This window comes from Chitinophaga filiformis (assembly GCF_021646545.1).
GTDB lineage: Bacteria > Bacteroidota > Bacteroidia > Chitinophagales > Chitinophagaceae > Chitinophaga > Chitinophaga filiformis_A.
Map to the genome: position 1 here is coordinate 636,156 of NZ_JAKIRP010000001.1, position 12,544 is coordinate 648,699.

The window sequence follows — 12,544 nt, forward strand, 5'->3', positions numbered from 1 at the left end:
TACAGAAAACAAAAAAGTCTACAAACACAAGGCTTGTAGACTTTCTTTTCTTTCGCTCCCCCTGCTGGACTTGAACCAGCGACCCTCTGATTAACAGTCAGATGCTCTAACCAACTGAGCTAAGGAGGAGTGTGTTTCCCGTTTCGGGATTGCAAAAATAGACAATTTTTCATTTCTGCAAAATTCTTTTCAAATATTTTTTCAAAACGAGTCCACCAATACCAGCAAACGCTTATCCACCGCGGAATCCCGGGTATAAAAATTCACAAATTGCAGGTCAAGTTTCGTCACCGGGAAGTGGGGGAAGACCTGTAATACCTTACAACGATGCCCCTGCACAACCAGCGAATCTTTCCATTGAGCAGTCGTATAGATCAGGGAAGGGCCCGGTGGTAAAGTGTCATATGACAAGCGGGGAGCATCCAGGTAATAACTCAGCGCATAAGAATGTGCCCTGTAAAAACCAACCGCACCTCCTTTGAGATGCTCATTTGCATAAAAGGCGGCCGCGCTTCCACTCTGGTAACGCAGCACATCCGGGTAGAACAGTCCGTTTAAAAAAAGATTCAACGCCACACTCGCCAGACAGGTGCGGAAGAACACCCTTGCTATTCCTTTCAACGGCAGCCATATAAAAACGGCTGTTACGACCACGATCAATAGAACAGCTATAAAATTGATTTGAGGCCGGTAAAGCGCCCATAAACCAGCAATAGCGATGGCTATAATCCCCATGATGACATACTGCGTAATACGGAAGGCCTTTTCTTTCTTCATAGATAAGATGTATTGCGCCGTCAGGATCGAAAAGAAGGGGAAAATAATATTCAGGTAGTGTGGCAACTGGAATTTAGACAAGGAGAACAGCAGAAAGGTGGTAAGCGCCCCGCTGATGCAATAATACTCCCGTACCTGACGCCCTTTCCTGATAAAGGCAATCACGGCCACATACAGGAATATAGACCAGGGCAGGAAGGCCCAAAGCACCGTATGCAGGAAAAACGACGGATCACCACTGCCTTTGATCGGGCCCGAGTTCATAAACCGCCCGAACTGACTGTCCCAGAAAAAAAAACGGATACCCGACACCCCGGTCTGTCCGAAAATAACCTTCTCCGGATGAGCATCAAATTGCTGGTATAATGCATATAGCTCCGGTGTAATAAACAGACCAATCAGCACTGCTACAATCAGCCAGCGTACATGAAACAATTCCTTCCACTGCTTTGTGAACACAAATTGTCCGATCAGCGCAAATCCGATGGGTACCAGTGCAAAAGGCCCTTTTGTCATCACAGCAAAAGCTGCCAGTAATGCGCCCGGTAACAACTGCCGTTTATACAGATGATATACGCTGCCGATGATCAATCCGGTGAGGTAAGGCTCCGCACGAACGTCTGTACTGGATATAACAAGATGTTCCGCCGTCAGCAGGATACAAACCGACCAACGGGCCACCTGCTCACCATAAAGCGCCTTCGCGAAACGGTAAGTATACACTACTCCCAACATCAGGAATAAGAAGGCAGGAAGTTTGTAAGCAAAAGTCGTAAAGCCGAAAAGATGATAGGAGAGTGCCGCCATCCAGAACGGGAAATGGGGCTTATCCAGCCAATCCTGACCGTCAACAAACAGGTTCAGGTAATCATGATGCTGCACCATATGTTTGGCGATGCCGGCATATAAAGCGCCATCAGGCTCCATAATAGTAACCGGCAGACCGCTGATATGTACAAATATCAGCAACCCGATCATCCACAGGCTGACTTTCTTTTCTGAAACAGAAGATAATGACATGCGCAAAAGTTACAGCACTGATGTCACTTCCACAAAGCTGACGGGGAGTTTAATCGAAAATTAACAGGGTTACCAACCGAAAAGACTGGATTTCTCGAATCCTATATAGAGGCCATCCTCCCGTTGTTCCAGTGGATAGGTCTTCAGGTAGAAGCCTTCACCACTGCTGTTATACCCGTTCTTGATGTTGAACCGGTATCTATGCAGCGGACATACAACATTACCGGCATCATCTATAAACCCATCTGCCATGATACCGCTTGCATGCGGGCATTTATAAGCAAATGCATAGAGCTGCTGCTGGTATAAAGTATAGCAGATCTTTTTGCCATGGACCTCTATTACACCTATCTCGCCCTCCCTTGCATACAGGTCTGATAAACGATGCCAGTTGTATTGTTTTGCCATTGTCTAATAAAAATACTCGCTCTTGTATGGATAACGTTCTCTATACAGGGTCACAACTTTATCCATGATAGTCTGACGCAGTTCATCAATATTCTTACGCTCTAAAGCGGATATGAATACACAGTTCCCTTGTGTCCTGGTTTCCCAGTTCTCCTTCAGCTGGCTCAGGATGTCCTGTTTGATATCTTCAGCCAGCCATTTGTCAAAGGTCTGCTGCTCATACAGATCCATCTTGTTAAAGATCATGATGCTGGGCTTGTCAAAAACCTTCAGATCCTGCAGGGTACGATTCACCACTTCCACCTGATCTTCATACTGCGGATGAGAAACATCCACCACGTGCAGCAGAATATCGCTTTCCCTTACCTCATCCAGTGTCGATTTGAAGCTCTCTACCAGATGGTGAGGCAGTTTTCGGATAAATCCAACTGTATCGCTCAGCAGGAATGCTGTCTGGTCAAACACTACTTTACGGGTGGTAGTATCCAGTGTAGCAAACAGTTTATTCTCGGCAAATACCTCACTTTTGCTCAGCAGGTTCATAATGGTGCTCTTACCTACGTTCGTATAACCCACCAGGGCTACACGAATGTATTCTCCACGGTCCTTGCGCTGGGTCAGCGACTGTTTGTCAATCTCAGCCAGACGTTTTCTCAACAGGGATATTTTATCCTTGATGATACGACGGTCCGTTTCAATCTCCGTTTCACCCGGACCACGACTACCAATACCACCTCCCTGTCTTTCCAGGTGACTCCACATCCCTTTCAGGCGGGGCAGGATGTACTGATACTGCGCCAGCTCCACCTGTACTTTCGCCTGAGCTGTGCGGGCACGGCGGGCGAAGATGTCCAGGATCAGGTCACTACGGTCTATCACCTTCACATTCAGCACCTTCTCTATGTTGGCAATCTGGGAGCCGGTCAGCTCATCGTCAAATATGACAAGATTGATATTTCTGCCTGTAATAAAGTCTTTAATCTCTTCCAGCTTGCCCTTTCCCACAAAAGTGGCCCTGTCAGGATGAGATAATTTTTGGGTAAAACGCTTCACAGTAGTAGCACCGGCCGTCTCTGCCAGGAACACCAGCTCGTCCAGGTACTCCTGCACCTGGCGCTCCGACTGCTCCTTATGGATCAATCCCACTATAACCGCTCTCTCTTCCTGTTGTACAACTTGTTTCTTTTCAATCAAAGTTTATAAAAATTTACTGCAAAGGTATGGAATTAGTCCATAGCCCCATAGGCGGTAGCGTATAGCAGTCAATCAGCCGCTTCTTATGTTACACTGACTAAATTGCCTACATTTAGTCTCCAAACAAAATCTAAACATGCATAAATCACTTTTGTTAACATCACTTTTTATATCAACTATGGCAGTGGCCCAGCAGAAAATGACGCCTGAGCTGCTCTGGCAATTGGGCAGAGTCAGCGGGGAAACAATTACGGCAGATGGTAAGACGGTTATCTATGGCGTTTCGCGATATAATATCGCCGAGAATAAAAGCGAAAAGAATCTCTATGCCATCCCCCTGACGGGAGGCGCCGCTAAACAGATCACTACAGAACCCGGTGCAGAAGGAGATGTCAGCGCTGTAGACGGACAAAAGATCCGATATTCCTACAAAGGTCAGCTCTGGGAGGCAAATGCCGATGGTACCGGAGCCACCCAGATCACCCATGTCGAAGGCGGTTTGCAGAATATCCGTGTTTCCCCGGATGGTAAACACATACTGTTCTCCAAAGAAGTGAAGTTAAAAAAAGTGGCCGGCAGCGATTTCTATCCTGACCTCCCTAAGTCCAATGTGCAGATATACGATAATCTCAATTACCGCCACTGGGATACCTGGGAAGATGGTAACTACCAGCATGTATTTTATGCCACCTATGAGAACGGCCAGATAGGCACTCCCGTGGATATTATGGAAGGTGAATTGTACGACAGTCCACAGATGCCCTTCGGCGGCTCTGAAGATATGATCTGGAGCCCCGATGGCAAAAGCATTGTCTATGTGACCAAAAAGAAATTCGGTAAGGAATATGCTGTCAGCACCAACACTGACATTTACGAATACAACCTGGAAACCCGCGCTACCAAAAACCTTTCCGAAGGACTGGCCGGCTATGATGTAGCTCCTTCTTTCAGCCCCGATGGTAAATACCTGGCCTGGCTTGGTATGGCAAAGGATGGTTTTGAAGCAGACAAGAACGATATCATCGTACTGGACCGCGCTACCGGTAAACGTACCAATCTTACCAAAGACTGGGACGGTACCGTTGCTTCTATCCACTGGAACAAAGACGGCAAACAACTGCTGTTCCTCGCGGTAGTAAAAGGCACCGAACAGCTACTGGAAATCACCCTCCAGAAAGATTTAGCTGCCACCACTGCAAAAAATATACGCCAGGTAACAGAAGGCGACTTTGACATCAACGGTATTGTCGGACAGGTGGGCAATACACTTGTAGTATCCCGTACCGACATGAACCATGCTGCGGAACTCTTTACCCTGCAACTGCCTAAAGGTACCCTGCAGCCACTCACTACAGTGAATAAAGAGACCTACGACAAAACCGGCATGTGTAAAGTGGAAAAACGCTGGATCAAGACTACCGATAATAAAGAGATGCTGGCCTGGGTGATATTCCCACCAGATTTCGATCCTGCAAAAAAATACCCGACCTTACTATACTGCCAGGGAGGCCCACAGTCTGCCCTTTCCCAGTTCTATTCCTACCGCTGGAATTTTCAGCTGATGGCATCACAGGGTTACATTGTAGTAGCACCTAACCGTCGCGGTATGCCCGGACATGGTGTGGAATGGAACGCTTCCATCAGTAAAGATTGGGGCGGACAGCCTATACGCGACTACCTCAGCGCCATTGACGCTGTAAGCCAGGAACCATATGTCGACAAAAACCGCCTGGGTGCTGTAGGCGCCAGCTATGGTGGTTACTCAGTTTATATGCTGGCTGGTACTCACAACAACCGCTTCAAATCATTCATTGCCCATGATGGTCTTTTTGACCTGAAGAGCTGGTACGGTACTACCGAAGAGCTCTGGTTTGCAAACTGGGACATCGGTGCCTACTGGGATGCAGCCAACGCAAAAGTGTACAAAGAATTCAATCCAAGCGAATATGCCAATAAGTGGAATACGCCCATCCTGATCATCCAGGGAGGAACAGACTTCCGTGTAGGTATTGAACAGGGCTTGCAGGCCTTCCAGCTGGCACAACTGAAAGGAATCAAAAGTAAACTGTTGTATTTCCCGGAGGAAAATCACTGGGTGCTGAAAGCACAGAATGCCCTGGTATGGCAAAGGGAATTCTTCCAATGGCTGAAAGAAACACTGTAAATAACAGGGTATCAGGTACCGGCACTTCAACATTGCTGGTACCTGATACCTGATTGATAATTCATGTATAAATTCCCCAACGTTATGTTCACCTCTCTCTTGCTTAATGTCCACGAAGGCATTGCTACCATTACACTCAATCGTCCGGATGTTTATAATGCCTTTGACGATCCGCTGAGCTATGAATTACAGGATGCCCTTAAACAGGTAGAAAAAGATGCTGCCGTCAGGGTAGTAGTATTGACCGGTGCTGGCAATAAAGCATTCAGCAGTGGTCAGGACCTGAAAGCTGCTTTAAATGGGAATGGCGGAAAACGCGATCTCGGCGAGTCCTTGCGTAAACGCTATAACCCTATCATCAGGGCTATACGGAATATGCCCAAACCTGTTATTTGCCAGCTGAATGGCATTGCTGCCGGAGCCGGCTGCTCCATTGCCCTGGCCTGCGATATGATCATTGCCAGTGAAAACGCTGCCATGGTGGAGATATTCATCAATATCGCCCTCGTGCTGGACTCGGGGTCATCCTATTTCCTGCCGCGGACTGTCGGCTACCACAGGGCCTTCGAGCTGGCCACCAAGGCTACAAAATTATCAGCAACTGAAGCACATCAACTGGGTTTTGTTAATAAGGTTGTGAAACCGGAAGAACTGGAAGCTGCTGTACAGGCCGAAGCGTCATTTTACGCCAATGCACCTACCAAGGCCATTGCCCTGCTGAAAAAGATGCTGACCAAGGGTATGACAGAAAACCTTGACGCAGTGCTGGAGTACGAGGCCTACTGTCAGGAAATTGCCGGCAATACCGCCGACAATACCGAGGGGATACAAGCCTTCCTCGAGAAACGGAAGCCTGCTTTCAAGGGTGTTTAAAGTAGCTTTTCTATGTGTCTGATCTCACATTACAGACCACTGTTAACAATGGTAGAATAAAGAATAACTATAAAAACTAAAAAGGGCATCCGCTTTAAAGCAGACGCCCTTTTTAGTTTAATATCTTCTCTCAGTAGATTACAAACCACTGAGCATAAATCCGAAGGAGTAAGGATTCACATCGTAAGTACCGTTGTCTTTGAATATACCGTTCAAAGCATAAGTACCATACACCGCGAAGTTACCGTAACCCACCCTTGCAGTACCTGCAAAACGCCATGTATTGAAAAGACGTTTGCTGGCTTCTTTTTCAATCAGTTTTGAACCGTTTACATTGCTCACTGACCGGGTATGTGCATTCAGCAGGTTACCTATTTTCAGACCCAACCCTACTTTGAAACCTTTGTTTGCATTCTCAGGTACCGCGCGGTAGCGGAGTTCCAACGGCAATTCGAGATAGGTAGCTGCCAGCTTGAACTTGCTGTAAGCATCCGTTTCCTGGAAATCAGGAACAGTAGACGCATTTCTTAAGTCCAGGCTCATGTTGCTCAGATGGTAATGATCAGACCCTATTCCCAAACCTGCCGCAAGGCTGAAATTAGTTTTCTGCAAAGGAATATCGTACATAAATGCGATATTCAGCTGGCGGTTAAAACCAGTATTAATAGCACTAGCTCCTGTACCAGTCAATCCAACATATCCCAACTGAATCACTAAGAAATCCTTGGAATGTGAGGCTGCTCCCATAGCTTTATTAGCAACTGCATTCTTGGCATCCTGTGCAAATACTCCAAAAGAAGCCGCCATCAGTCCCAGCGAAAAAATTAATTTCTTCATGTGTAAGTATAAAGTCTTGAAAAAGAATATTAGGCAAATTTAATGGAATAGGAATAAAACAAAGGGTTAAAATATTTATAAAATATTAGCCGCCTTTAGTATCTCTCGCTATCGCCTTCCGAATACCGGCCTAAAGACATATATTTCCGGTATATAATATGTTAGAACCTATGGAAGAATTCAGTAACCGCATAAACCTGCGCTCAGCAGGGTGTTCTAAATGCCATAATCCCAGATATCAACTCAGTTATAAGGTACGGCTTTGCAAGACTGTCGCCAGGAATTGTCCCGGTATCCCCTTACAAGAGAAGTTATTTGGGGTGCATAGGGGTGAGCGTTATATTACTGCCTGCCCTGTTCCGTTTACCCACTTACTTCAAGGCCGGCGTAGCTACGGCTGAAGATCATTACTGTTCCAATCACAGGTATGATCTATGGGGCCGCATGGGGCCGTGATATGGCTTGACCTGGTTTACGGCATGGGCATCGCCTTCGGATTACCTATACTGATCATCGATTTCTTTTCACGGGTGCTGTAAACTTCATAAATAAAAAGGACGTACTGCTAACTGGTACGTCCTTCTCTTTATCAATAAGTCTTGCGTTAACTGAACAGGTAAAGCACATCTTCCTTGGTAAGCTTCTTCACAAATCCGGAATCATCTGCAATGATCTCTTTCACCAGCGATTTCTTACGCTCCTGTAATTGCAGGATCTTCTCTTCCACAGTATCCTTACAGATCATACGGTAAGCAAAGATATTCTTCGTTTGACCAATACGGTGTGTACGGTCAATAGCCTGCTGTTCTACGGCCGGGTTCCACCAGGGGTCCACGATATACACATAGTCAGCTGCCGTCAGGTTAAGACCCACACCACCCGCTTTGAGGGAGATGAGGAATACCCTGCAGTCATCATTGGACTGGAAATTCTGTATTGCACGCTCACGTTCCGTTGCAGAAGTGCTACCGTCAAAATATTCGAACGGGATCTTCATATGCTGCAGCTTTTCCCTGATCAGTCCAAGCATACCCAGGAACTGGGAGAAGATCAGCACTTTGTGATTACTGATGTTCTCAGACATTTCACGGGTCAGCTCGTGTAACTTCACAGAATGATTTGGATATTGTTCCGCCTCATTCAGGATAGCCGGTGAGTCACATATCTGGCGCAGCTTCATCAGACCTTGCAGGATGGTCAGCTGTGAGCGTTCCATACCCTGATCTTCGATCACGCCCAATATTTTTGAACGGTAAGAGTTTCTGTAAGCATCATAAATATGCCGCTGTTCTGCATCCATCTCACAGAAGATTACGGTTTCGATCTTCTCCGGCAGTTCTTTCGCTACCTGTTCTTTGGTACGGCGCAAAATGAACGGATAGATGAGCTTACGCAGATGATCCTTACGTTCTTCATCCTGAAACTTATCTATCGGCGTGGCAAACTCATTACGGAAGAAGTCCACACTTCCCAGCATACCCGGATTCAGGAAGTTCATCTGGGCATAAATGTCAAATGTATTGTTCTGCATCGGCGTACCACTCAAAGCCAGTTTATTCCTGGTATTCAGCAGTTGCGCCGCTTTAGTCACCTTGCTCTGCGGGTTCTTGATAGCCTGGGATTCATCCAGTACTACATAATCCAGGTCCATCTTCATCAGTGTCTGTACATCACTTCTCAGGGTACCATAGGTAGTGATCAGGATGTCAAACTTCACCAGCTCTTCCACTGTTTTCAGACGGGTAGGGCCATGGTGGATATGATAGGTCATACTGGGCGTAAACTTCTTGATCTCATTTTCCCAGTTATAGATCAGGGTAGTAGGGCATACCACCAGTGCAAGACATTTACCATCATTCTTATTCTTGTAATGCTGGATAAATGTAAGTGCCTGGATAGTCTTACCAAGACCCATATCATCTGCGAGGATACCTCCCCACTTCACTTCATCCAGGTAATTCAGCCATTGGAACCCGCTTTCCTGGTAAGGACGCAGCGTGGCCCGCAGGTTATGCGGCAGGGCAATATTACGGATCTCGTCAAACTGCAGCAGTTTACGCCGCTTCTGTTCCAGCTCCAGTAATATCGCATCATCGTCAATGAACTCATACAGTTCATCGATCACACTGAAATTGTATTTACTCAGTTTCAGTGCGCCTTTATCTTTTTCCTCCCCGATCTTGAACAACAGGGAGTATTTCTTTAACCATTCTTCCGGTAGCAATCCGAGGGAACCATCCGCCAGCTGTACATAGTTCTGTTTGCCTGCCAGCGCCTGCTTGATATCCCTTATACTCACCTTCTGATCGCCATAGGTCACTTCAATCTGTGCGTCAAACCAATCAATACCTGAGCTGATCTGAAGGTTGGTCACCGGTTTATGGGCGCTGAACTTAAAGTTCTTCAGGTTCTCAAATCCGAACACCCGTACATTCATTTCCTTCAGCGTATCAAAAAACAGGAAGAACCAGTTGTTCTTCAGCGCCTCTTTAGCCTTCAGGAAGAAATAATTATTTGAGTTAGGTTGTGCAAAATTGGTGTGCAGCGTACTCAGTTTATCGACAAACTGTTGTTCTGCTTCTTTGTTCCGGTGGATGATCAGGACCTTGTTCCCTTCCTGTACCGTTATTTTGCCGTCATCATTCCAATCGACTTCCTGTCCGTGATAAGCAAATCCTGGCTGAATAATGAAGGTCTCGCCAACCTCACGGAGGAATACGCGGCATTCCGGCAGTATGTCATCCACTTCCGCCAGCAGGGAATTGTCAAACTGTATCTGATATTGCTTGCTTAATGGCAGCAGGTAGTCCTGCAAATAGGTTCCCCACTGATCGGCAGGAATGCGGATGCGGCCATTCTCACGGAACAACTCCACGTGCAGTGCGTCCTGTGCATTTTCAAACAGGTAAAGCACATTGTTCTTCAGGAACAATATGGAGCTATCCCACTCATTATCAGAAACATTTACCATCTCTCCCTCTATGAGAACATGGCACGTCACTTCTATAACGTCTGCGGCAGCGTGTGTTTTGAAGATTGGCTGTAGTCTGTCACCAGCCAGGTGAACAGGCTGCAGGTTCTTTGTTTTGAACTGTTGCCGGTTCGGTAACAGGAACAACAGACCATGTGCCGCTATCTGCGGAAACAGTTTGGCCAGTTTGGGATGCAGGTATTCCAGCATCAGCTCCTTTGTTTCCGTTGGCAAGGCAGACTCATTATCATCGTGGGTGATGTTTTCCCAGATGCCTGCAAAAGGAGAGTTCTTGCTCAGAAACTTACTGACTTCCATACCCTGTACCTTGCGGACTGGGGTGATCAGGTCGCGATCAGCTTCTTTATACTGGTAAAAGTCTATGTATTTAGAAAGGTCGAGTTTATTGACCAGGGAGACAAAGGCATTCTGTTCCTCATTTACTTCACCGCTTACCAGGTCTATCCTGAAGAACGGATACAATTGTTCATTGGCATTAAACACAACGCCTATGCGCTGGGTAATAGCCGCAGAAACCTCTGGTGGCGGGGCTGGAGCTGGCTGCCTGCTGGCAAGGGCGCCGTCAACCCTTTTTATACTGGGATCGAGCACACGCAGGAAGGGCTTGCCCTCCATGTAGGAGAAAGTGAACTTCCCTTCCAGGTCATCATCAAGTGAATAACCGTATAAGGACAGGAGTTTATTCTTTTCTTTATCCCAGTTACGTAATGTATCAAAATAATATGGCCCCTGACTGTTCAGCAAATGCACAAAAAGGGCTGTCTTGTGTTTACACAGGGCATGTTCTGTTTCATCACAGGTGCAATGTGTATCAAAAAAGCGCTCTTCGTTCCGCTGTATGATCAATGGGTAATCCTGTCCTTCATATTTGAGGGTCGCTTCTACTTTTTCATCTTTCGCAGAAGTGATCTTGAAGCTCTTTGCAGATTTGGCTATTTTCTCCGCTTCCGTGAATATCTCATTGGAAGTGAGCAGTTTGAGCGATTTCAAGTCTATGAACTTCATTTTCACCAGCGTATGCTGCTGGTTATACTGCGTATCATAGCTTTCAAAGTGATTTTTATCGAGCATTTCCTGCAACTGGAACATAGCAGCAGCTTCGTGCCGGCAGATGTCTCCCAGGTTGTAGGGACACTGGCAACGGACAGACATAATGCCCGTTTCGTGATACTTGTTGATGGAAACGCGATAATAATTTGCATGGGTATCGCTCTTTACCCTGAAAGTGGCTGATTTGAGTATAGGATCAGCTTCTAACAACTCCACACCTCCGGTCGCAAAGATGCGCTTCCCCCTACGGATCACCTCATCAGTTCCGTTATTATATACATATTTCAGTAGCTGGGGCAGCGACATAGTTTCAAATTGCCCGCTTTATAAACCAGCCGGGTTAAAAGCTAAAATATTTAGCAGCTGATGAAAAGGCAATTCACAAAAGTACGCAGAAAAATCCTAAAAAGCTAGAGCATGAGTAGCCTTAGCGCTACATTGTATCACTTCCAGAAACAAACACTTTATAAAAAGAATTTATCTTGCAGCTATTCCGCAGCCACAAGCTCTCCATCTCTATATATGGGTAGCACGTTGGCCCCATCAGGTGTGAGACAATACTGAATATCTTTTTCCAGTCCGAATTTCGCCAGGCGTCTGTAGTGAGAAGCCTGCTTCATGATCTCCTGGATGTTATCTTTTGATACTTGGTATAAGGTCTCTGCAGCAATGGCAGAATCACAATCTACGGTAAAGTGTTCCCTGATCCGGCTTACTACAGCGCCTGCAAACAGGGTATCTTCCATGTTAACACGATCTTTCCAGGCAGCACATCCCAGAATGACCGGTTTACCCTGTGCTACCAGGTAGTCGCACACCGCTGAAAGATTTGGAAATGAGCCGGTAATGATGGCGATGGCGTCTTTAGCCATATGCAACAGTTTGGTACCATTTGTAGTGGTCAGTACCAGTGTCTTGTCCTGAATAAATTCGCGGGGATATTCAAAAGGGGAGTTCCCGTGCAGCAAACCTTCCGCAATCCGTCCGTCCCGTTCACCGGCTGTAATGGCATTGGCCCCCAGCTGTTCGCCGATGCTGATACATTCCGGTACAGAAGCTACAGGTATCACTCTGGCGGCGCCGTTATACAATACCGTACAAATCGTGGATGTAGCCCTCAACACATCAATGATCACCACGATACTGTTCTTCACATCATATAAGTGCAACAATGCCGGTGATAAACATACTTCTAAAGTCGGTTTCTGCTGTTCCATTGTCCTATTTAA

At 46.4% G+C, this 12,544-nt stretch carries 8 protein-coding genes and 1 tRNA gene; 2 read left to right on the forward strand and 7 right to left on the reverse strand.

Features of this window, described 5'->3' with window-relative positions:
• Positions 1 to 55: 55 nt before the first annotated feature.
• The 4 genes from L3C95_RS02570 to hflX form a co-directional block, all read right to left on the reverse strand.
• Positions 56 to 129, reverse strand: a tRNA-Asn gene (locus tag L3C95_RS02570).
• A gap of 72 nt (positions 130 to 201) precedes the next feature.
• Positions 202 to 1,797, reverse strand: a complete 1,596-nt coding sequence (locus L3C95_RS02575; protein WP_236384872.1) for an ArnT family glycosyltransferase — start codon at positions 1,795 to 1,797, stop codon at positions 202 to 204.
• Positions 1,798 to 1,866: 69 nt separating this feature from the next.
• Entirely contained in the window at positions 1,867 to 2,205 is a 339-nt protein-coding gene (locus tag L3C95_RS02580) for a Rieske (2Fe-2S) protein (protein WP_236384874.1), read from the reverse strand.
• Positions 2,206 to 2,208: 3 nt separating this feature from the next.
• Positions 2,209 to 3,399: a GTPase HflX gene (gene hflX / locus L3C95_RS02585; protein ID WP_236384875.1), complete on the reverse strand. Its 1,191-nt coding sequence runs from the start codon at positions 3,397 to 3,399 to the stop codon at positions 2,209 to 2,211.
• Positions 3,400 to 3,535: 136 nt separating this feature from the next.
• Between hflX and L3C95_RS02590 the strand changes: the two genes are divergently transcribed.
• Positions 3,536 to 5,563 (forward strand): prolyl oligopeptidase family serine peptidase, encoded by a 2,028-nt coding sequence (locus tag L3C95_RS02590; protein ID WP_236384876.1) that lies wholly within the window; start codon positions 3,536 to 3,538, stop codon positions 5,561 to 5,563.
• 84 nt (positions 5,564 to 5,647) lie between these two features.
• Entirely contained in the window at positions 5,648 to 6,436 is a 789-nt protein-coding gene (locus L3C95_RS02595) for an enoyl-CoA hydratase-related protein (protein WP_236384877.1), read from the forward strand.
• A gap of 138 nt (positions 6,437 to 6,574) precedes the next feature.
• On the opposite strand, the gene L3C95_RS02600 is transcribed toward L3C95_RS02595, so the two are convergent.
• From L3C95_RS02600 to L3C95_RS02610, 3 genes are all read right to left on the reverse strand, one after another.
• Positions 6,575 to 7,273 (reverse strand): outer membrane beta-barrel protein, encoded by a 699-nt coding sequence (locus tag L3C95_RS02600; protein WP_236384878.1) that lies wholly within the window; start codon positions 7,271 to 7,273, stop codon positions 6,575 to 6,577.
• Between the two features lie 604 nt (positions 7,274 to 7,877).
• Complete coding sequence (locus L3C95_RS02605) at positions 7,878 to 11,621, reverse strand: DEAD/DEAH box helicase (RefSeq protein WP_236384879.1); 3,744 nt, start codon at positions 11,619 to 11,621, stop codon at positions 7,878 to 7,880.
• Positions 11,622 to 11,803: 182 nt separating this feature from the next.
• Positions 11,804 to 12,532: a 2-phosphosulfolactate phosphatase gene (locus L3C95_RS02610; protein ID WP_236384883.1), complete on the reverse strand. Its 729-nt coding sequence runs from the start codon at positions 12,530 to 12,532 to the stop codon at positions 11,804 to 11,806.
• Positions 12,533 to 12,544 lie beyond the last annotated feature (12 nt).